The sequence below is a fragment of the Saccharomonospora sp. CUA-673 genome, assembly GCF_001942305.1.
Classification (GTDB): Bacteria; Actinomycetota; Actinomycetes; order Mycobacteriales; family Pseudonocardiaceae; genus Prauserella.
The window spans coordinates 30,768-51,979 of sequence record NZ_MKKE01000077.1 but is presented as its reverse complement, the minus strand read 5'-3'; the positions used below and the strand labels follow the sequence as shown (position 1 = coordinate 51,979).

Below are 21,212 nucleotides of genomic sequence, written 5' to 3'. Positions count from 1 at the left end.
TAAGGAATTGTAGAGAAATGCGGCCCGAATCACCAGCCCCGGCTGGAAAAACCCGCATCGGTGGGCGTACATTGGAGATATGCCCACGAAGACGAGCCCCCGTTCCAAGTTCTACGAATTGCTGCAGGGTCAGGTCCACAACGAGTTCAACGCCTCGCAGCAGTACACGGCCCTCGCGGTCTGGTTCGACAAGGAGGACCTGCCCGAGCTGGCGAAGTTCTTCTATGCCCAGGCCCTCGAGGAGCGCAACCACGCGATGGCGATCGTCCAGTACATGATGGACACCGACCACCACGTGACGATCCCGAGCACCGGCGAGGTGCGCAACGACTTCTCCTCCGCCAGGGAGCTGGCCGAGCTGGCCCTCGAGCAGGAGAAGGAGGTCACCAGCGACATCAAGACGCTGACGAAGGCCGCCCGCTCCGAGGACGACTTCCTCGGCGAGCAGTTCATGCAGTGGTTCCTCTCCGAGCAGGTCGAGGAGGTCGCGACGATGAGCACGCTGGTGAACGTGTTCGAGCGCGCCGACGGCAACCTGTTCGAGGTCGAGCGCTTCGTGCACAAGCACCTGCAGAGCGACGGCGGTGACGACGACATGCCCGAGGTCGCGGGCGGCAAGATCTGACGTGACACGGGCGTAGCAGCGTTCTGGAACCGAAAAGGGCCGGGATCTCCTCACGGGGAGATGCCGGCCCTTTTCGGTGTCGGAATGAAAGCCAGGAATGCCTAACCTCAGTGACCGGTTCGCCCGCCTTTCGGCGCCGGTGTCAACACGCCGCCGCGGTGTCCAGAACGGTCAGGCGCCACGCCCCGACCCGGTCCCCGTCGAGGGTGAACACATAACGCGAAGAACTGTCGGGATTCCGTTTGATGCGGGTGTTCTCGCCGCTGCTCTCGAGGCTCGAGCCGTACACCTGGTGCAACGATTCGCGCGGTGAGCCGACGGCGATCCCCTCCGGTGTCTGCGCCGATGCGGCCTGGAAGCGCACGATGCCGTGGCCGCCGCGGATCGCGACCCGCGAGATCGCCGGGTCGGACACCGCGAACGTCGAGCACTGGCCGGCCGCGGGTGGTCCGGAGCCCTCGTCGACGGTGCCCGTCTCGACGGCCTCGGCGTAGGTCATGCCCAGCGACAGCGGCGATTTGCCGACCGGTCCGAGGGCGGCGGGTCCGGGCAGGTCGAACGGCTCGGTCTCGAAGCTCTCGTCGGGGCTCGACGGCGCGGGCGAGTCGCCGGACGTCGGCGTCGACGGCGCGGTCGGCCGCGAACCGGGCGCGTCCGGGGCGTCGACGTCGGTGGGGTCGTCGCCGTCCGGGGACGGGGAATCCGCGTCGGACGGGGCGTCGGCGCCGTCGGACGGTGCGGACGTGGGGTCGGCGGGGCCGCTGCCGGTCGGTCCGGGGCCCGTGGGGGTGTCGCTGCGGTCGGCGGCGATGACCTCACGGTCACCCCGGCCGCCCTCCATGCCGCTGACGCCGGACAGCGCAACCCCGGCCGACAGCACTCCGACCACGGCCACGGCCCCGGCCGCCGCGGTGACCGCCGTCCTGCGGCGCCGGCGACGACGGGCGCCCGCGACGATGGTCGCGGTGTCCAGTACGGGGACCGCGGAGGTCGCGGCACCGAACTCGTGGCCGTGGAAGAGGCGGCGGAGTTCGTCGCCGACCACGGAGTCTTCAACCACGGAGTCGTCGCGACCCGCGGGCCCGCTGCCTGCAGGGTCACCGCTGCTGCCGTTGCTGCTGTTGCCGTTGCGGTTGCTGTCGGCACCGTTGTCGTTCATCGCACCGCCCTCCCCTCTGCTCCCGGGCCGCCGGTCTCGGAACCGCCGGTCAGTTTTCCGCGCAGGGTCGCGATCGCCTTGCTGGCCTGGCTCTTCACCGTCCCGGCCGATACCCCCAGCGATTCGGCGATCTCGGCCTCGGACAGCTCTTCGTAGTAACGCAGCACGATGACGGCGCGTTGCCTCGTCGGCAGATCTTTCAACGCCTGCCAGAGCGGTTCGTGCTCGAACGGGTCCGCGGGCGTGGTGGCGCCCGACTCGGGGACGTCGTCGACGAGGTGCTCACGACGTAGTTTCCGCCACCGGCTGATGTGGGTGTTGGCCATGGCCCTGCGCACGTACGCGGCGGGGTCGGCAGCCTTGCGCTGCACGGACGGCCAGCGTGACCCGACCTTCTCCAGCACGGTCTGCACCAGGTCGGCGGCGTCGTGCGGATTCCCGGTCAGCGCGTGCCCGTAGCGCAACAGGCCCGGCAGCTGCGCCTCGACGAACTCGCCGAAACCCCCGAGGTCGCCCCCCACGAACGCCCCCTTCGCTCCCTCGAGCCCCTGCGTGGGCCGGAGTGCTCCGCCGGGCGGAGCCCTGCTCTCCGCCCGCCCGAACCCGGTTCGACTCTAGCGAGCGGCGTCGGCCCGGTTCGGCACCCCGTCCACGGCTCGGCGCGGGAACTCGTGCAGCGGTTCGGGCAGGCGGAACGTGCCGTCGGGCCCGGGAGGGAAGGCGTGCGTGCCGACGACGGCCGAGACGGGAATCGGGCCGTACACGTGCGGGAACCACGGGGCGCCCGGCTCGGGCGGTTCGGCCGGTTCCCAGCGCACGGGCACGTCGAGCCGGGCCGGGTCGACGACCAGCAGCAGCAGGTCGTCGCGGCCGGCGAAGACGCGTTCGGCGGGGAACTGCACCGTGCCGGGATCGGAGCAGTGCACGAATCCGACGTCGTCGAGGGACGGGGGCGTGTACTCGCCGTCGGGAGGCACGGCCGCCCAGTCGGCCTCCGGGCAGATGTGCAGGATCATCAGCGCAGGGTGAACTGCCGGCCGATCAGACCGTCGCGGGCGCGGCGTTCGGTGGCGTCGAGCTGTGTGGCGTCGAGCGAGGCGAAGGCCTCCTCGAGCCGCTTCCCGAGCTGCTGGGCGGGTTCGGCCCATTCGCGGGCATGCGCCTCGGGGTCGAGGTCCCACACGGGGACGAGGATGCCGTGCGCGCGGAACGAACCGGCGAACTTCGTCTCGTCGCCGAGGGTCAACGTGCCGGCCGCCGACAGCCGCGCAAGCGCTTGCATCAGGCGGTTCTCCTCGGCGGGCCACACCCAGCGCAGGTGGGCCTTCTCGCCGGCGAGCACCCAGTAGGCGCCGGGGCTGAGGCGTTCGGTCGGCATGATCGCCTCGTTGGCGCGCTGCAGCGACATGGCGACCTCGCCGGTCGGCTCCTCACCCTCGGGCAGCCACCACGAGAAGTCCTCGTGCACCTCGACGTCGAGGGGCGTGTCGGCCTCGAGCAGGTCCTGGAGCCGCTCCCCCGGCTGCGACGGGCTGGTCGTGTCGGGCACGGACAGCACGGCGCCCGGTTCGGCGTCGAGCGCCCACAGCAGCGCCCGGCCCAGGTCGCGGCTGATGTCGCCGGAGCGGGTCTGCACCTGCAGGCCGATGTAGATCTCGCCGTCGCCGCGCACGAACGCGGCCGCGGCCATCGGCAGCACCGACGCGACGGTCACCTTCCGGTCGGCGTGCTCGCCCGCGAGCGGCAGCCGGGCCGTGCCGGACGGCACGAATTCGCGCATCGCGATGAGCTCCGGCTCCGCGGCGAGGCCCTCGAACGGACGCCCGACGAAGACGTCGCGGACCTTCTGCTTGCGCTCCTTCTTCCGCGCGGCCTTGCCCACAGCGCTGTCCTTCCGGTCGTGATTCGCCTGGCAGAAGACGCTACTCGACCCCGGCGCCGGTTACCGTCGGTGGGTGTTCGATCCCGCTGATCCCGTTTTCCTCGCCGATCCGTACCCCGCCTTCGCGCGCCTGCGCGCGCGTGGGGACGTCCACCACCACGACGACCTGGGGCTCGCGGTCGCCGTGTCGCACCGGGCCTCGTCGGCGGTGCTGCGGCACCGCTCGCTGGGCCGTATCTGGTCGGACGCCACCCCGCTCGAACAGTTCGCCTCGTTCAACATGCTGCACCGCAACTCGCTGCTCGAGAACGAACCGCCCGCGCACACGCGGCTGCGCAGGCTCGTGTCGTCGGCGTTCGCCCGCGGGCACGTCGAACGGCTCCGGCCGACGGTGCGGGCGTTGGCCGGGCGGATGGTCGAGTCGCTGTCCGCCGCGATCGCCGCCGACGGCGAGGCCGACCTGCTGGAGCACCTCGCCCAGCCGCTGCCGGTCGCGGTGATCGCCGAGCTGCTCGGCGTGCCGGAGGAGGCCGGTCCGCAGCTGGTCGAGTGGAGCAACGCGATCGTCAAGATGTACGAGTACGGGCTGCCGGACGAAAAACGGACCGAGGCCGAACAGGCCTCGGAACAGTTCGCCGGATACCTGCGTGAGCTGGTGGACCGGCGGGCCGCCGAACCGGGCGACGACCTGGTCAGCCACCTCGCGGGCAGCGATCTGACCGGCGACGAGGTGGTCGCCACGGCCGTGCTGCTGTTGATGGCAGGCCACGAGGCGACCGTCAACGTCATCGGCAACGGCGTGCGGGCCCTGCTCGACCACCGTGACCAGTGGGACCTGCTGATCGCCGACCCCGCACTGGCCGATTCGGCGACCGAGGAGCTCATCCGGTTCGACTCACCACTGCAGCTCTTCGAGCGCACCGCCACCGAGGACGTCGAGATCGCCGGCCACCCCGTGCCGAAGGGCGCGAAAATCGCCGCCCTGCTCGGCGCCGCCGCCCGCGACCCCGAGGTGTTCGACGACCCCGACGCGCTCGACATCACGCGGGACAAGAATCCGCACCTCGGGTTCGGCGGCGGCATCCACTACTGCCTCGGCGCCCCGTTGGCCCGCATCGAGATCGCCGCGGCCCTCGACGCGCTCGTCACGACCCTGCCCGACCTGCGCTGCGCCCGCGAACCACAGCGCCGCGACGAGTTCGTCATCCGCGGCCTCCGCACCTTCCCCGCCACCACCGCATAAACGCTCCCGAGGCCCCATAGTCGCGCCCACCCGTCTCCCACCGCCACCCAAACGGACACGCTCCGCGCGGCTGCACTCGATTCCACGCAGCCATGGGGCCGTCGGGTGCGTTGAACGCGACGAATGTTCCCTTCGCGTACGCGCGCGGGTCCTAGCGGGCGGAGGTGGTCGGGCGGGGGTGGCGTTCCGGTGGGGGTGCGCCGGTGACCTTGACGACGCGGCGCAGGTGGCCGGCGTCGACCGGGGACAGCAGCCGGGTGATGCGGCGGACGAGCAGGGCCGTGACGATCGCCAGTGCGACGGCGCTGGCGTCGGTGAGTGCGCTGAGCACGACCCCGTCGGCGTCGGCCTGCACGCCGTCGCGCAGTCGCCACACGATGGTGAGCGCGGCGAGCGCGACGTTCCCGGCGAGCGTGGCCCACCAGGCGAGCACGAGCCGCGACGGCCGCGGCCGCTGGTCGACGGGCCTGCGGAGCGCGGCGTGTTCGAGTTCGGCGACGATCGGCCCGGCCAGCACGACGTTCACCCCCGGCACGAGCGTGCCGACGAGCACCTGCCACGCGGGTCGCGGCACGTCCTGGTCGGCCTGTGCGGCGGCGACCGACCTGGCGACGAACAGCCACCACACGGTCATGCCGACGGCCAGCAACGCCAGCAGCGGGGTCATCAGCCCGAACGTCAACACGAACGCGTCCGACGCGCCGACCACGGTCGGGCTCAGCGCCGATGTCCGGCTCTGCAGCAGCAACACGTACCGCCACGCCTCGGACAGCGCCGTGATGCCGGCCAGCGCGGCGAGCGTGATCAGCAGCGCGCCGGCGTTGCGCGCGGTACTGCGGAGTCGTTGCGTCGGCCGCATCCCGCCGGTCGACGTGCCCGGCACGGCCGTCGACGTCCGCCACACCAGGCTCGGGAATCCCCAGCGCGGGATGAACGGGTAGCGCGGCGGGCCGGCGTACGGCCTGCGCCGGGCACGGGGACGCGGCCGGGTCGCACCCGGCGGGACCGTCGCGACCCACCGCATGTGCCGCGCCGGCGGTCTGCCCGGCTGCCGGTCGTCGTACCTGCCCGGATGCATCGCGGTTACAGCACCTCGGGGTCCGCGCCGTCGTGGTCGCAGGCGAGCGGTCGGCCGTGGGTCTGCCACGACTTCATGCCGCCGGCCACGTTCACGGCGTCGACGAGTCCTGCTGCGTTGAGCCACATCGTGGCCTGCGCCGACCGGCCGCCGGTGCGGCAGATGACGTACACGGGTCCGTCGTCGGGCAGTTCGGCGAGCCGCTCCATGCTCGCGGGCAGGTCACCGAGCGGGATGTGCACCGCGTCGGGTGCGTGCCCCGCAGCCCACTCGTCGGCCTCGCGAACGTCGAGCAGCACGGCGCCCTCGGTGGGCAGCTCGGACACGGACGTCGTCGGAATCTCGGCAGGGTTCACCACGTCGCCCATCGTCGCACGAGCGCCGTCACGTCACGGTAGGAGAAGCGAGGAGCGTCATTTCCGATGCCGGCCACGGCCGGGCTGCTGTCCTGAACCCGGCGCGCCCGGCGGACCCGAACCCGGCCCCGGCGCGCCCTGCGAACCCGGTGCCGTCGGATCGGTACGTTCGTCGGCCCGGCCGAACCGCTGGACGGCGCGGTCGCGCATGAAGCCCAACGGGTCGGGGGCGTGGAGACGGAGCATGACGGCGCCGACGTCGTCGGGGACACGGTCGGAGGTCGCGAGGCTGACCACGATCGTCAGCAGGAACGCCACCGGCACCGTGACGAGAGCGGGCTGTTTCAGCAGCCAGGGCGCCCAGTCGCCGGTGTGGACGCTGACGACGTTGGCCGCGACCGCGCCGAGCACCAGACCGCCGCCGGTGCACATGCCGACCATCGCGCCGAGCCACGTCAACCGGCGCCACCACACGCCGAGCACCAGCAACGGCGCGAACGTGGACGCGGCGAGCGCGAACGACATCCCGACGCCCAGGGCCAGGTCCTCGACCGGCAACAGCACGGCCAACAGCACGCCGACGACGGCGACGACGAAACTCGACAGCCGGTAGTCGCGCACCTTGCCCGACATCAGGTCGGTGGCCACAACACCGGACACGCTCGACACGAGGCCCGACGCCGTCGACAGGAAAGCCGCGAACGCGCCGGCCGCGAGCACGGCCGCCAGGATCTGCCCGCCGATGCCCGGCACCATCCCGGTCGGCAACGCGAGCACCGCGGCATCGGTGTTGCCGGTGACGAGCAGTTCGGGCACGAACATCCGCGACAGCATCCCCAGCATCACCGGGAACAGGTAGAACAGCCCGAGCAGCAACAGCACCTGCACGGTGGTGCGCCGCGCGGCCTTGCCGTCGGGGTTGGTGTAGAAGCGGGCGAGCACGTGCGGCAGGCCCATCGTGCCGAGGAACAGCGCCAGCAGCAGCGAGTACGTCGACAGCAGGCCTTCGAGGTCCGGGCTGGGCAACAGCCAGTCGGTGTTGGCCGATTTCGCCGGATCGACGGTCGGCACGGGCGCGCCCTCGGGGAACGTCAACGTGGCCGGCGCCTCCACCGGGTACTCCCTACCGGGCTGCCACGTCGTCCACGTGCCGTCGTCGACCTGGACGCGGGTCGATTCGGCGACCCCGAGCACGACGTCCGTCTCCACCGACACCTGGGTCTGCGCGGAGAACACCGGCGGGGCGGGTTCGCCCAGTCCGCCCGCCGGCCCGGACACGCCCGTCCCCGACAGCGACGAGCCGGCCGCGCCGCCGGTGACGAACACGGCGCACAGCACGAACGTCGGCGCGGCGATGGCGAACAGCTTGAACCAGTACTGGAACGCCTGGACGACGGTGATGGCGCGCATCCCGCCGCCGATGACGTTGTAGGCGATCACCACGGTGACCAGTACCGAACCGGCCCACGCGGGCGCTGGCATGACGTCGGCCATCGCCATCCCGGCGCCCTGCAGCTGCGGCAGCAGGTACAGCAGGCCGATGAACACGACGAACCACGTCGACACGGTGCGCAGCCCCGGCGACGAGAGGCGCGCCTCCATGAAGTCCGGCAGCGTGTACGCCCCCGACCGGCGCAGCGGACCCGCGACGAACAGCATCAACGCGAGGAACCCGGCCGTGAAGCCGATCGGATACCAGAGCGCGTCGGCGCCCTCCTTGAGCACGAGCCCGGCGACACCGAGGAACGACGCGGCGGAGATGTACTCGCCGGCGATGGCGGCGGCGTTGCGCCGTGACCGCACGGTGCGACGGGCGACGAGGAAGTCGTGGGTGCTGCGCGCGAACCGGGACGTGCGGTGCCCGAGGTAGAAGGTCACCACCACGACCAGCGCGACGCTGGCCAGGGCCCACGGGTTCACCTGCACGGACGCCTTCAGCCTTCCTCGGGGGAGCCTCCTGTCGGCTCGTCGGGCTCAGTTCTCGATCATGTTGACGAAGTCCCGCTCATGCCGTTCGGCCAGCCGGTTGTACCACAGTCCCACCAGGAATATGAGCGGGAAAGGTGCGACCCCGAACAGCAACCACGGCAACGGGATACCGGCCGGCCGCAGCTCCGCGACGGTCGGCGCGAAGAAGAACAGGGCGGGCAGCGCGCCGAGGACGACGACCACCAGCAGCGCCAACAGCACGCCCGTGCGCAGCTGCGCCTTGATCAGGTCCTTGATGAGCAGCTCGCCCCAGCTGGTCTGTTCCTCGAGCTCGACCCGCGCGCGCAGGGTGCTCGTCCCACGGCTGGGTTCGGCGAGCACGACACGTTGCCGCCGGATCCGCGGCGGGCGCGGTTCGGACGAACGCGGCTCCGGCGACCGCTGCACCATCGGGGGCCGCGGTGCGGGCCGGGCGGGTTTACCGAGGGTCGGGTCCGGTTCGCGGATGCCGTCCGGCCGGCCCCGGGGGTCGCCTCGTCCCGAGGAGCCGGGTTGGTCGGTGGAATCGCCCACCCCACGTCACCCCGCCCGCGACGAGCCGACCAGCTTGTCCTTGAGGGCTCTGGTGTGCCTGCGGGACACGGGCAGCACCTTCTCGTCGTCACCCAGCACGACCTGGTAGCCGCCCTGGGCCATGCGCAGTTCGGTGATGAGCGGCAACGCGACGAGGTACGAACGGTGGATGCGCACGAAACCGGCCGAACCCCACCGTTCCTCCAGCTGCGCCAGCGGGATGCGCACCAGGTGGCTGCCCTCGGTGGTGTACAGGCGCGCGTAGTCGCCCTGCGCCTCGACCCACCGCACCGACGAACGCGGGATCAGCTTCGTCGTGCCGCCCAGTTCGACGGGGATGACCTCCTCGTCGCCCTGTTCCGGTTCCTCGACGGGCGCCGCTTCGACCCCGCCGCCGCGTCCGGTGGTCTGCGAGTCGAGCTTGTCGAGCACGCGACCGATGGCCTTGTCGATGCGTTCCTGCCGTGCCGGTTTGAGCACGTAGTCGACCGCGCCCAGGTCGAACGCGTCGACGGCCTCGCTGGCGTGTCCGGTGACGAACACCAGCACCGGGGCCGGGTTGAGCGAGGCGAACACGCGCGACATCTCCATGCCGGACAGGCCGGGCATGTTGATGTCGGCGAACACCGCGTCGACGGGCGGCAGTCCGGCGGCCTTGCGCCGGTTGATGTCCTCGTCCGCGGACCCGAGCAGCCGCAGCGCCTCGGACGCGTCGACGGCGGGGATCACCCTGCCGATGACGTCGCTCGACTCGAGGCAGTGCCGAAGCTGGTCAAGACCGGGCAGCTCATCGTCAACCGCCAGGACGAGGAGCTTTCGGTTGTCATCGCGAGCACTCACAGTGACCGCAATCCTGCCGCGCCGACCGCCGGACTGTCTACACCGCGTTGGGCGAAAATCGGCCTCACAGCCCGAAACGTGACCACGCAGCGCGATGTTCGACCGCGCTGGCGACCGCCGACACGGCCCCGCCCAGGCCCAGCCGCGCGGCGAGGGGCTTCTTCGGCTCGGCGACGATCAGCTCGGCGTCGGGGAAGCGCTGCTCGACGACGTCACGCAGGTTGCCCAGCTGGTCGACCAGGCCGAGCTCGACGGCCCTGGCGCCCAGCCAGATGTCCCCGTTGAACAGCTCCTGCGACGTGTCCAGTTTGTCGCCGCGCCGCTCGCGCACCCAGTCGGTGAACAGTCCGTGCAGGTCGGCGTGCACACCCTTGAGCCATTCGACGTCCTCGCGCTTCTCCGGGCTGAACGGGTCGAGCCGCGCCTTGTTCTCCCCCGCCGTGTGCAGCCGCCGCTCGATGCCGAGCCGCGAGATCAGCCCCTCGAACCCGAAGCCGCCACTGATCACGCCGATCGAACCGACCTGCGACGTGCGGTGGGCGATGATCTCGTCGCCCGCGCAGGCCAGCCAGTAGCCGCCCGAGGCCGCGACGTCCTCGCAGAACGCGAGCACGGGCACGTTCTTCTCGTCGGCGAGCTGCCGGACGCGCTCGGCGATGAGCCCCGACTGGGTCGCGCCCCGCCCGGCGAGTTGATCTGCAACGCGACGGCCTTCAGCCGGTCGTGGCCGAACGCCCGCGTCAACGCCGACTCGACGGCCGCCAGGTTGAGCACCCCGCGCGCGATCGGCGAGGCGTGCGGCGTGATCACCCCGTGCAGTTTGACGACCGCGACGACGTCCTTGTCCTTGCGCTCGAAGCGCTCACCGACGACGGGAATCCGGCCCGCCAGACTGGTCCTTGCCATGCACCCCACCGTAACGGTGATCGGCATCGCCCCGCCGGGAGTCGCCACGACCGGCCTGTCCTGCCTGTGGGGCTCCGGACTGTCCTGCCTGCGGGGCGACCCGGCCCGCCGCGGCGGCCTGGGCCGCGTGCGCAGCCTGTTTCGCCTCGGACGCCTGCCTGGCGACGGGTTTGCGCGACGGGTTGGTCGAGTAGCCGTTGCGCACCGGCGGGCGTTGCTGTTCCTGCGGCGGCGGACCCGGCTGGGTCGGTCCGGTTTGGGACGGTCCGGACTGAGGCGGAACGGTCTGAGGCGGCCCGGGCTGGGGCGGTCCGGATTGGGACGGGGGCGGTGCGGCCGGTTGCGCGACCGGGGCCGAGGCTGCGGGGGCCGGTTCGGCGGCCACATCCGAGCCCGGCGGAGACCCCGACGAACCGGGGGCCTCGAGCGCGGGCGCAGCGGGGGTCGCCGTGTCGTCCGAGCCCTCGGCGGCGAACTTGAGCATGTCCGGCCGGACGCCGCGGACGAATTTCGGCACGCGCATCGACACCTTCATGCCGGCGCCGGGCGCGGTCTCGACGATCAGCGAGTAGCGGTTGCCGAAAACCTGGCTCATGCGGCGGTTGATGCCGGTCAGGCCGATGTGCGCGCTGGTGCGCGAGTCGCGCATGCCGTCGAGGAGCTTGGGGTCCATGCCGACGCCGTCGTCCTCGACGCTGATCTCCGCCTCGGTGCCGTAGTCCTGTGCGGTGACCGTGACGGTGCCGCCGCCGGGCTTGTTCGCGATGCCGTGCTTGACGGCGTTCTCGACGAGCGGCTGGATCAACAGGAACGGCACGACGACCGACTGGACCTCGGGGGCGATTTTCAGCCGCACGCCGAGCCGGCCGCCGTAGCGGGCGCTCTCGATGGTCAGGTAGCGGTCGATGTTGCGCAGCTCGTCGGACAGCGTCGTGAACGTGCCCTCGGTGCGGAAGCAGTAGCGCGTGAAGTCGGCGAAGTCCTGCAGCAGCTCGCGCGCCTCCTCCGGATCGGTGCGGATGAGCGACGAGATGGTGTTGAGCGCGTTGTAGACGAAGTGCGGCGAGATCTGCGCGCGCAACGCCTTGATCTCGGCCTGGTGCAGCTGGTGCTTGGTGTCCTCGAGCCGTGCGGCCTCGAGCTGGGTGCCGACGAACCGGGCGACGGCGTCGGCCATCTGCACGATCCGCTTGCCCTTGCTCTTGCCGACGACGATCAGCACCGCCTCGGTCTCGCCCTCCACGATGAGCGGGACGAGCACGGCGGTGCGCATCCGGCAGGTGCCGCGGTGGTTGCACGGCATCTTGTCGTGCGAGACGACCTCACGGCGATGCTTGCGCACGCACGTGCCGATGGTGTCGACGAGGTCGACGTAGTGGTCGTTGGCCTCGCCGTCCCACGACAGGAGCGTGCCCTCACCGTCGGTGATGCCCACGGCGATGCTCTTGAGCAGCTTCAACAGCCGGCTGGTCAGTTTGTCGGCCGCGGCCTGGTCGAGGCCCTCGCGCAGTTCGAGTGGCGCCTTCGACATGACGTAGACGGCCTCGAGAACCGCCTCGTCGATGGCGTTGGTCGGTTTGCGCCGTTTGAGCAGGACGACGACGAGCACGACGAGCAGCACCGCCACGAGTCCCCACGGGACGATCTGCATGGTCAGCTGCTCGGACACGGCGTCAATGCTGGAGGGTCGCGCCGGGCCTGGCAAGGCCCAGCGGCGTACTTCGGGTGTCCGGTTCGACACCGCGAGTCACCGTCGGGTGAGAATGCGGGTGCGCGGCCGGTCCGTTTTTCAGCCCTGCGAAATCCTCGTCTCCACCCCGGTCGCGACAGCTGCCGCGTACTGACATTCCGGCGCAGGGCCGTCGAAGAGCACCATGACCACTTCCTCCGGGTTCATCTCCATGATCACTATGCACCCGAGATCCTGGCCGCTCATGTCGAGTTCCGCCGCCGCACGACCGTGGATGGTGCCGAGCTGCAGACCGTGACGCTGGACGGTGTCGTGCACCGTGTCGCGGGAGAACTCGATGGAGACCTGCGAATCGGTGGACGGCTCGGTGCTCCAGCACGCACCGTTCCGCAGCTCGGGTTCCGAGAACTCGCCCCCGCGCGCCAGCACGTCCATCGGCATCAACGAACACGGGTCGATGTCGGTGGAATCGTCGACCTCCCGGAGATCGTCGGCGCTCGTGACGTCCGGGGGCGCGGGCGAGACCTCCGCGTGGGGTGCAGTGTCCGCGCCGGGCCCACTGTCCGTGGTTGTGGACGGGGGCGCGGTTGCGTCCCCTTGCTGGGGCATCGCCGTTCCCGCCACTCGGTCCCCGCATCCTGCGAGCACGACAACCGCCGCGGCGAACAACGCCACGACGAAACCCCCACGACGCCGCCGCGGTCCGGACATCAGCACCCACCCCTCGTCGCCGGTGCACGTTCTCATTTCACGAGGCGCGACAGCCTCCGGTCGGCGAGCGGTTTGCCGCCCGTCTGACAGGTGGGGCAGTACTGGAACGCCTTGTCGGCGAACGACACCTCGCGCACCGTGTCGCCGCAGACCGGGCACGGCAGTCCCGTGCGCGCGTGCACGCGCAGGCCCGAGCGCTTCTCGCCCTTGAGCCGGGCCGCGTCCTGGCCGACGGACCGCTCGACCGCGGACGTCAGCACGTCGCGGACGGCCTGGAACAACGCGTCGACGTCCTCGGAGGTGAACCGCGCCGGCGTCGCGTACGGGGACAGGCGCGCGGTGTGCATGATCTCGTCCGAGTAGGCGTTGCCGATGCCGGCGATCGTCTTCTGGTCGGTGAGCACCGTCCTGAGCCGACGGTTCTCGCTCGTGAGCAGGTCGCCCAACCGATCCCGGTCGACCTCGAGCGCGTCGGGGCCGAGGGCGGCGACGCCGGGCACGTCGGCGGGGTCGCTGACGATCCACGCGGCGAGTCCTTTTTTCGTACCCGCTTCGGTGAGGTCGAATCCGACGCCGCCGGACAGGTGCGTGCGCAACGCGAGCGGGCTCTTGCCGCCCGGCCGCGGCGGTGTCGGCGACAGCTCGTCCGACCAGCGCAGCCACCCCGCACGTGCCAGGTGCACGACCAGATGCAGCGCGCCGGCCTCGCCCGGGTCGTCCGTGCGGGCCGTGCCGCTGTCGTCCGTTCCGCCGTCGTCCGTTCCGCTGCCGGGGTTGCCGGTGTCGTCCGCGCGGCCGGAGCCGTGCGGGCTGCCGCCGGCGCAGACGACGTCGAGGTACTTGCCGTGTCGGGTCGCGTCGGTCACCGTGCGGCCGTGCAGCTCGGTCCAGGCGGGGGTGACGGTTTTCAGCACGCTCAGTGCCGCGATGTCGACCCGGGTCACCGTGCGGCCGACCGCGTGCTCACGCAGATGGTGAGCCAGCGCCTCGACCTCCGGTAACTCGGGCACGTCCGCTACTCCACCGGGTGCAGCGGACCTTCGAAGTCCGGCAGGTCGTGTCGCGCGATGGACTTGGCGATCTGCTTGAGCTCGCCGTTGACGTTGAACACGCCGCGCACGGTGCCCACCCACCGTTCGGACGGGTACATGCCGGCCGGGTCGCCGTCGGTCTCGGCGACGACGGTCCACGGCCTGCGCAGTACCCAGCGCAGCGGGAAGAACAACGCGATCAGCAGCACACCCAGGGGTACCCAGTCCGGGAAGACCCACCGTTCCGGCGCGGAGATGAACAGGATCAGCGCGAGGATGCCCGCGACGATGGCCATGACGACGCCCGGCGTGTAGTTCGCGGCCGCGTCGTGCTCGAAGTCCTTCGCGGTCGCCGGTTGGCGCCACTCCATCTGGGCGCGGATGATCCATTCCCGGCCGTCACTACCCCGGGCCAGCCGGTCCATCACAGTCCTCCACGGGCGCCGCAGTACCTGTCGGTAGCAGACGTTACCGGGATCGTTACTCTCCGCGGAAGTGGCGGGCATCCGCGGCTCGACCCACGGTGGGGTACTTCCGGTCCGCCGTGCCGGCTCCCGGACGCGGTCCACCGACCGCCGGAGCGGCCGGTTCACCGCCGCGGCTGTTTTCCGGACGCGGCCGGTTCACGCGCACGACGAACTCGCCGCCGCGGCCGATTTACGGACGCAGCTGATTCAGATCGATGCGCAGCAACCCGACGCGGCTGTCGTCGGGCTTACCGGCGCCATCCCTCGCCTCGGGTCCCGACTCGGGGCCGCCTCCCGACTCGGGGCTGCCTTCCGACTCGGGGCCGGATTTCGGCGCGGGGTGGATTGCGGCGCCGGGTCGGACTTCGCGCCGGGGCCGACTCCGGTTCGGGGGCCGGCTCGGCCGGGTTGGCCGATCGAGCCTGCGGCGCGGGAGCCGCCTCCGGTGCGGGCTCGGCCCCAACCTCGGGAGCCTGCTCGACGCCCTGTTCAGGGGCCTTGTCGGGCGCGGGTCGTTTTTCGGACCGCGGCTCGCCCTTGGCTTCGTGTGCGGCATCGGGAGCCGCCTCCGGTGCGGGAGCCGCCTCCGGTGCCGGCGCAGCCTCCGCCTCCGGTGCGGGTGCGGGTGCGGGTGCGGGTGCGGGTGCGGCGGACCGTGCCTGGCCGGGCGGGGTGCCGCCGGCCCCGGCGGCCGGCGGGCAATCAGGGGCGGCCACGTCGGGCTGTCCACACGCCTTGCCGTGGGGAGCCGCGTCGGCCGCCCCGTCTTCGGGCGCGGCTGCGCGGCCGGCCCGCCGCCACCCGGCGCACCCTTGCCGGGCGCGTTGCTGTCCGGTGCGGGACCACCCGATGCGGGACCACCCGGTGCCGGATTGCCGGGTGTCGGCTGGTCGGCCGGGTCGTCGGCGGGCAGGTCTGCGCGGGGCGCCGGCTGCGGGGCGTCCCCACGCTGGTCACCGCCGGTTTCCGGCGCGGGCTGGTGCGGTCGAGCCGGGGCCGCGGGGAGCTCGGTCCGTTTTTCGGCCGCGCCGTCGGCGGGGCCGTGGACCGGCTCGTCGGCGAGCTCGCCGCGCTGCTGCGGCGGCACAACGTACTCCGTGTCGCCCAGCGGCTCACCGGACGACGCACCGTGCGGATCGTCGGCCTCAGCGTCCGGCCCGGACCGGTGATCGGCGTCGCGCCCACCGTCGGACGCACGGTCGCCCCTCGGCACCGCGGGACCCTGCGAGTGGCCCCGCGGTTCGTCGACGATGTCGAGCTGCGCGCCAGGACCGCCGTGCAGCCCGACCACCTGCTGGTCGTCCCCGCCGGTCAGGTGACCGACCGCGACGAGCCCCGCCGCTCCCACGGCGACGGTCGACACCACCGCGAGCCCGACCTTGGCGTGCACACCCAGGGCCGCGGCGCCACCGGTCGACGCCGACGCGACAGCCGCACCACCGCCACCCGAGGACACAGCCCCCGTCACAGCACCGGACGAGACAGCGCCCGACGAGGCTGCACCAGAGGAAGCAGCGCCCGCGGACGCGCCCGAGGTGGCCGCACCGCCGGACGTCGCGAGAAGCCCGCCGGCGGGGACGAGGAGCACGAGGATCCCGGAGTGCGCGCGGAGCGCGGAACACACGTCCATCAGCTCGTCGTGGGTCGCGCGGCACGACGAGCACGCCGACAGGTGCGCGCGCACCTTCCGCGCCTCGGTCCCGGTGACGCTGCCCGCGGTGTAGCCGCCGAGCTTCTCGACGATCGTGCGGCAACCGTTCGCGCTGTGTCCGGTCGCGAGATGTGCCTGCAGGTAGGCGGCGCGCAGGCCGATCCGCGCGCGGCGGGCGAGTGCGGCGGTCGCGTTGGGGCTGAGTCCGAACTCGGGTGCCGCGTTGGCGGGCTGGACGCCCTCGACCTCGGTCTGCCACAGCACCGTGCGCCAGCGTTCGGGCAGGCTGGAAAACGCCCGGGTGATCAACGTGGCCTCTGCGGTGGAGCTCTGGGCGTCCGCGCGCGCGGCGCGGGTGGTCAGTTCGTCGTCGCTGACCGGCACGTCCCTTTTTGCGCCGTGCCATTCCCAGGTGACGCGACGGGCGACCGTCAGGAGGTAGGCGCGGACGTTGTCGCGTGGTCCGTTTCCGCGACGCACGGCCTGGAGCACGCGGAAGAACGTCTCCGCGGTGATGTCGTCGGCCTCGGAGGCGTCCCGCGCGATGCCGCGCGCGAGCCTCCGCACCGATGCGACGTGCAGAGCGAACAGGTCACCGAACGCCTCGTCCTCGCCCCGACGCAACCGTTCGAGGAGCTCGACCTCGTCGATCGCCGTTTCGGACGCGGCGGCGTTCCCGGGTGCAGGAACCCGTCCTACGCGCCGACGCCGGTCGAACTCCGGACCGTTCCCGGCACCGTGTCCGGGCCATCTGTCGTCCGCGGACGCCGTTCGCTCCATTCAGCCAGCCACCCCCTATGGCCTGCGCCTGGCCCCTCGCACCAGCCACAAGCACCAGTTGAATGTTGAACACCATACGGAGACTCCGCCGGTCCGTCACCCCTGTGCCGACTGCCTGACGCCAACGTGTAAACTTCCGTCCCGTACCGCACAACACAGCGGTCAGATCTATACGCGGACGTAGCGCAGCTGGTAGCGCATCACCTTGCCAAGGTGAGGGTCGCGGGTTCGAGTCCCGTCGTCCGCTCCACAGAAGAGGCCTCGCGCATACAGCGCGGGGCCTCTTCTCATATGCCCGGGTTCGGCCGCGGCCGCAACCTCCTCCGCGCGAAACCCGCCTCCTCCCCACATCCAGCCCGCGGTCGATTTTCGCCCCATCGTCCGCCACCCCTTTTCCAACCAACCAAACGCGCCCCACCAGCGATTTATCACGGCTGTGATAAATTCGCTGTATGGCCCATCTCGACGTCGCCGCCGTGAGTTACTCGCTTCCCGACGGCAGGCCGCTACTAAGCGACGCCGCACTGCACGTCGCCCGGGCGCACGGATCGCGCTGATCGGGGCGAACGGGGCGGGTAAGAGCACTCTGCTGAAGATCGTCACCGGTGAACTGGCTCCGGACGCAGGAACGGTCAACCGCGCGGGCCGTCTCGGCATGATGCGCCAGTTCGTCACCGGAACGACCGTGCAGGAGCTGCTGTTGTCCATCGCCCCGCCCGCGATCCGGCGGGCCGCTGAACGACTGGCCCAGGCCGAAACGCGCATGGCCGAGCGGGACACCACCGAGACCCAGCTCGCGTTCGCGTCCGCGCTCACCGCGTGGGGCGACGCGGGCGGTTACGACTATGAGGTGCTGTGGGACGTCTGCACGACGACGGCCCTCGGCCTCTCGTTCGACCGCGCCCGGGGCCGGGCGGTGGCCACACTCTCCGGCGGGGAGCAGAAGCGGCTCGCCCTGGAGGCGTTGCTCCGCGGACCCGACGACTTGCTGCTGCTCGACGAACCCGACAACTCCCTCGACGTACCGGGCAAGCGGTGGCTCGAGAAACGGCTGTCCGAAACCGACAAGGGGGTGCTGTTCGTCAGCCACGACCGCGAACTGCTGGCGCGCACGGCCACCGGCATCGTGACGCTCGAACTCGGCGCCGCGGGCAACACGACTTGGCTGCACACGGGCGGTTTCGCCGACTACTACCAGGCCCGGGCGAAGCGGTTCGAACGACTGGACGAGCTGCGGCGACGCTGGGACGAGGAGCGGGAGAAGCTGCGCTCCCTGGTGCGGATGTACAAACAGAAGGCCGCCTACAACTCGGACATGGCCTCCCGCTACCGGGCCGCACAGACTCGGCTGGAACAGTTCGAGCAGGACGGACCGCCCCAGCAGCAACCGCGCGAGCAACGGCTGGCGATGCGGCTGCGCGGCGGCCGGACCGGAAAACGGACCGTGGTCTGCGAACGACTGGAGCTGACCGGCCTGACGAGCCCGTTCGACATCGAGGTCCGGTACGGAGATCGGGTCGCTGTGCTCGGTTCGAACGGTTCCGGCAAGTCGCATTTCCTCCGGCTGCTCGCCGCAGGCGGCACCGAACCGGAGCCGGAGCAGGCACCGGTCGGTGACCTGACGATCGATCCGGTACGGCACAGCGGCTCGGCACGGCTGGGCTCGCGGGTGCGGCCCGGCTGGTTCGCCCAGAACCGCGGTCGGCCGGATCTCATGGGGCGAACGCTGCTCGACATCCTGCATCGCGGCGACGAACGTCGCCCGGGCAAACCACGCGAGGAAGCGTCCGGGGCGCTCGCCCGGTACGAACTGGCCAGGGCATCGGAGCAACGCTTCGAGGCGCTGTCGGGAGGCCAGCAGGCCCGGTTCCAGATCTTGCTGCTCGAACTGGGTGGGGCGACGATGCTGCTGCTGGACGAGCCGACCGACAACCTCGACCTCGTCTCGGCCGAAGCACTGCAGCAGGCCCTGGACGCGTTTGCGGGCACGGTGATCGCCGTGACCCACGACCGGTGGTTCGCCCGCGACTTCGATCGCTTCCTCGTCTTCGGCGCCGACGGGACGGTCGGCGAGAGCGCCACCGCCGTCTGGGACGAGACGGCAGCCGCACGGAAGGGGAACTGACGATGCCGCCGCGGATCGAGCCCGAACGCCGACGTCGACAGGTGATCGAGGCCGCGTTCCGCGTCGTCGTCACGGCCGGCGTGGAAGGACTGTCGCTGCGCAAGGTCGCCGACGAAGCGGGGCTCAACATCGGGTCGGTGCGCCACTACTTCGACGGGCACCTCGACCTGCTGGCTGCGGCAGCTAAGGAAGCCGGTGACCGGATGGCGCAGCGGCTCGCGCAACATCCGGTCGAGCGGATCCGGCAACTGCGCCGCTCCGAGGCGCTCGATGCGGTGCAGGCGCTGATCGAGGAGGTACTGCCGCTCGACGAGCAGCGGCGCGACGAGGCGATCGTCGTGGTCGAACTCGTCATGGCCTCCCGGACCAGGCCGGTCTTCCACCAGATGTCACAGCGCATGGGCATGGATCTCACCGAGGTGCTGCGGGCGGCCCTTGACGCGCTGGGGGTACGCGGATCGGACACGGCGAGCGCCCGGTTGGCGGCCCTGATCAGCGGTATGACCGTCGAGGCGGTGACCCCGCACGTCGAGTTCGGTCCGGATTTCATCCGCTCGACCCTCCGGGCACAACTGGCCGCCCTGACCGAGGCCGACGACGACATGGCCGGGGTTTCGACGGATCCCACGACGACGCCCACAGCATGAGAAAGAGGCCCCCGTGCGGTGCACGGAGGCCTCTTCCTTCGTTCCCCCTCGATTCCCCTCTGTCCCCCTGTCCCCCTCTGTCCTTCGATCCCCCTGGTCGCCCGTGGCCCGATTCCCCCTCGCAACCGGGCCACGGGACTCAACGGACCGACCGGCGCCGCGCTGTGCGCCGGGATCGCGCCGCACGTTCCGCTGTGACCATGTGTCCACCATGCCGCGCCCGCGGGGGTGCCGGCTTCGGGGAAATCCCGCGCTCGGGGGGAGTGAAAATACTCAGGTTTCGCGCGTGCCCGTTCGCGTGTGCGCGTGCGGGCGCGCGAGGCGGTGCGGCCCTACTGATCGCGCCACGCCATGGACGTCATGGTCGTGGCGACGTCGGCGACGCGGCGGGCCGTGTCGGTGACCAGGCTGCCGCGGGCGCTGGCGATCCACTCGCCGACCCCGGCCACGCCCACGTCGCGGTACTCGACGGCTTGGAGGAGCATCTCGAGCTTGTCGGCGTCACGGGCGCACCTCGCCTCGGGCGTCGCGGCGCCCTCGTACTCGTCGACCGCACCGCGCACGGTGTCGCGGGCGGCGTCCGGCAACACGGACGTCTGGTCGGCGGTGAGGCGCCGCGCGTCGGGTTTGTCGACATAGGGCCTCGCCGAGTGGGGCAGATCGGTCGTGCGCGTCTCCTGCGTGTCGTGCCACAACGCCAGGTACGCGGCGCGCTCGGGGTTCGCGCCCTCCTCGGCGGCCAGAATTCCGGCCAGCTGAGCGACCCGCATCGAGTGTTCGGCCACCGACTCCGGATCGCGCACGCCCGCCTGCCACCAGCCCGCACGTCGGATGCGTTTGAGCACCCCGAGCTCGTAGCCGAACGCCGCGATCGCCTCGCCGGTCATCGGACGTCCTCGCCGGTCGCCCGCTTCGGCCGGTAGATGCGGCCGAAACTGCGCGGGCTGTCGTCGTGGATCTCGACCAGTTCCCAGTCGATGCGCCGGCCCCCGGGCACGGCGAAGATGCGGGTGCCGTCGCCGAGGAACACCGGCGCGACGAACACCTGCAGCTCGTCGACGAGGTCGCGGGCGAGGGCCTGGCGGGCGATGTCGGCGCTGATGATCTGCACGTCGCGTTCGCCGGCGATCTGCTGTGCCCGTCGGATCGCCTCGGTGACGTCGCAGTCCATGGCCGTCACGGTCGGATCGTCGGCGAGTTCCTCCGGTCGATGCGTGAGGACGAATTCCGTACCGGACCACGCGCCGCCGTACGCCTCGGCCGTCAGCGCGTCCCGCTCGTCGCGCTGGGCGCGGGCGGCGTCGTAGCCGGCGCGGCCCGAGATGATCACCGCGACGTCGCCCGCCATGCGTTCGAGCGTCCCCTCGGCCAACGGCTCGGCGGCCGACATCCAGCTCATGTCGTGGTCGGGGCCGGTGATGAACCCGTCGATCGAGCAGGTGAATCCCCAGGCGACCTTGCCCATGTCAGCAGCTCCCGCGGTGAGTGGCCTCTACCCGACCGACCCTAGTGCCCGCGC

Annotated in this window: 18 protein-coding genes, 1 tRNA gene and 3 pseudogenes; 5 read left to right on the top strand and 17 right to left on the bottom strand. The window is 71.3% G+C overall.

Annotated features, from left to right (window positions below):
* Window positions 1–79: 79 nt before the first annotated feature.
* Window positions 80–625, top strand: a complete 546-nt coding sequence (locus BJF85_RS23905) for a ferritin (protein ID WP_075850199.1) — start codon at window positions 80–82, stop codon at window positions 623–625.
* 142 nt (window positions 626–767) lie between these two features.
* On the opposite strand, the gene BJF85_RS23900 is transcribed toward BJF85_RS23905, so the two are convergent.
* The 4 genes from BJF85_RS23900 to BJF85_RS23885 all read right to left on the bottom strand — a co-directional run bounded on the left by BJF85_RS23900 (window position 768) and on the right by BJF85_RS23885 (window position 3,666).
* On the bottom strand, window positions 768–1,784 hold the full coding sequence (locus tag BJF85_RS23900; protein WP_075850198.1) for a hypothetical protein: 1,017 nt from the start codon (window positions 1,782–1,784) through the stop codon (window positions 768–770).
* Complete coding sequence (locus BJF85_RS23895) at window positions 1,781–2,305, bottom strand: SigE family RNA polymerase sigma factor (RefSeq protein ID WP_075850197.1); 525 nt, start codon at window positions 2,303–2,305, stop codon at window positions 1,781–1,783. Before BJF85_RS23895 ends, BJF85_RS23900 begins: the two co-directional genes overlap by 4 nt.
* A 93-nt stretch (window positions 2,306–2,398) precedes the next feature.
* Complete coding sequence (locus BJF85_RS23890; RefSeq protein ID WP_075850196.1) at window positions 2,399–2,800, bottom strand: DUF952 domain-containing protein; 402 nt, start codon at window positions 2,798–2,800, stop codon at window positions 2,399–2,401.
* Window positions 2,800–3,666, bottom strand: a complete 867-nt coding sequence (locus BJF85_RS23885) for a DUF5926 family protein (RefSeq protein WP_075850195.1) — start codon at window positions 3,664–3,666, stop codon at window positions 2,800–2,802. Before BJF85_RS23885 ends, BJF85_RS23890 begins: the two co-directional genes overlap by 1 nt.
* 73 nt (window positions 3,667–3,739) lie before the next feature.
* Here BJF85_RS23885 and BJF85_RS23880 point away from each other — a divergent pair, with 73 nt between their 5' ends.
* Complete coding sequence (locus BJF85_RS23880) at window positions 3,740–4,909, top strand: cytochrome P450 (RefSeq protein WP_075850194.1); 1,170 nt, start codon at window positions 3,740–3,742, stop codon at window positions 4,907–4,909.
* Window positions 4,910–5,060: 151 nt separating this feature from the next.
* On the opposite strand, the gene BJF85_RS23875 is transcribed toward BJF85_RS23880, so the two are convergent.
* The 11 genes and pseudogenes from BJF85_RS23875 to BJF85_RS31760 form a co-directional block, all read right to left on the bottom strand.
* Window positions 5,061–5,987 (bottom strand): DUF4328 domain-containing protein, encoded by a 927-nt coding sequence (locus BJF85_RS23875; protein WP_255375896.1) that lies wholly within the window; start codon window positions 5,985–5,987, stop codon window positions 5,061–5,063.
* A 5-nt stretch (window positions 5,988–5,992) separates the two neighbouring features.
* Window positions 5,993–6,355, bottom strand: a complete 363-nt coding sequence (locus BJF85_RS23870; protein WP_075850193.1) for a rhodanese-like domain-containing protein — start codon at window positions 6,353–6,355, stop codon at window positions 5,993–5,995.
* Between the two features lie 45 nt (window positions 6,356–6,400).
* Window positions 6,401–8,269, bottom strand: a complete 1,869-nt coding sequence (locus BJF85_RS23865) for a cation acetate symporter (protein WP_075850192.1) — start codon at window positions 8,267–8,269, stop codon at window positions 6,401–6,403.
* Between the two features lie 48 nt (window positions 8,270–8,317).
* Window positions 8,318–8,845 (bottom strand): hypothetical protein, encoded by a 528-nt coding sequence (locus tag BJF85_RS23860; RefSeq protein ID WP_075850191.1) that lies wholly within the window; start codon window positions 8,843–8,845, stop codon window positions 8,318–8,320.
* Window positions 8,846–8,851: 6 nt separating this feature from the next.
* Window positions 8,852–9,697, bottom strand: a complete 846-nt coding sequence (locus BJF85_RS23855; protein WP_139320831.1) for a LytTR family DNA-binding domain-containing protein — start codon at window positions 9,695–9,697, stop codon at window positions 8,852–8,854.
* A gap of 52 nt (window positions 9,698–9,749) precedes the next feature.
* Window positions 9,750–10,591, bottom strand: a pseudogene (locus BJF85_RS23850) (S49 family peptidase).
* 391 nt (window positions 10,592–10,982) lie between these two features.
* Window positions 10,983–12,269: pseudogene (locus BJF85_RS23845) on the bottom strand (sensor histidine kinase); the annotation flags it as partial.
* A 111-nt stretch (window positions 12,270–12,380) separates the two neighbouring features.
* A complete protein-coding gene (locus tag BJF85_RS23840) occupies window positions 12,381–12,992 on the bottom strand; it encodes a DUF3558 family protein (RefSeq protein WP_158057133.1) in 612 nt (203 codons plus the stop codon).
* Between the two features lie 32 nt (window positions 12,993–13,024).
* On the bottom strand, window positions 13,025–14,002 hold the full coding sequence (locus BJF85_RS23835) for a DNA-formamidopyrimidine glycosylase family protein (protein ID WP_075850188.1): 978 nt from the start codon (window positions 14,000–14,002) through the stop codon (window positions 13,025–13,027).
* Between the two features lie 5 nt (window positions 14,003–14,007).
* Entirely contained in the window at window positions 14,008–14,448 is a 441-nt protein-coding gene (locus tag BJF85_RS23830; protein WP_075850187.1) for a DUF983 domain-containing protein, read from the bottom strand.
* Between the two features lie 1,612 nt (window positions 14,449–16,060).
* A pseudogene (locus BJF85_RS31760) lies at window positions 16,061–16,792 on the bottom strand (sigma-70 family RNA polymerase sigma factor); the annotation flags it as partial.
* A 303-nt stretch (window positions 16,793–17,095) separates the two neighbouring features.
* Here BJF85_RS31760 and BJF85_RS23820 point away from each other — a divergent pair.
* The 3 genes from BJF85_RS23820 (at window position 17,096) to BJF85_RS23810 (ending at window position 19,693) form a co-directional block, all read left to right on the top strand.
* Window positions 17,096–17,171, top strand: a tRNA-Gly gene (locus BJF85_RS23820).
* 186 nt (window positions 17,172–17,357) lie between these two features.
* Window positions 17,358–19,046 (top strand): ATP-binding cassette domain-containing protein, encoded by a 1,689-nt coding sequence (locus BJF85_RS23815; protein WP_369822286.1) that lies wholly within the window; start codon window positions 17,358–17,360, stop codon window positions 19,044–19,046.
* Between the two features lie 2 nt (window positions 19,047–19,048).
* Window positions 19,049–19,693 carry a TetR/AcrR family transcriptional regulator gene (locus BJF85_RS23810; RefSeq protein ID WP_075850185.1) on the top strand — a complete coding sequence of 215 codons (645 nt, stop codon included), beginning with the start codon at window positions 19,049–19,051 and terminating at the stop codon, window positions 19,691–19,693.
* Between the two features lie 332 nt (window positions 19,694–20,025).
* On the opposite strand, the gene BJF85_RS23805 is transcribed toward BJF85_RS23810, so the two are convergent.
* On the bottom strand, window positions 20,026–20,580 hold the full coding sequence (locus BJF85_RS23805; protein ID WP_075850184.1) for an HD family hydrolase: 555 nt from the start codon (window positions 20,578–20,580) through the stop codon (window positions 20,026–20,028).
* Window positions 20,577–21,158 (bottom strand): dihydrofolate reductase family protein, encoded by a 582-nt coding sequence (locus BJF85_RS23800; protein ID WP_075850183.1) that lies wholly within the window; start codon window positions 21,156–21,158, stop codon window positions 20,577–20,579. Before BJF85_RS23800 ends, BJF85_RS23805 begins: the two co-directional genes overlap by 4 nt.
* Between the last annotated feature and the right edge of the window lie 54 nt (window positions 21,159–21,212).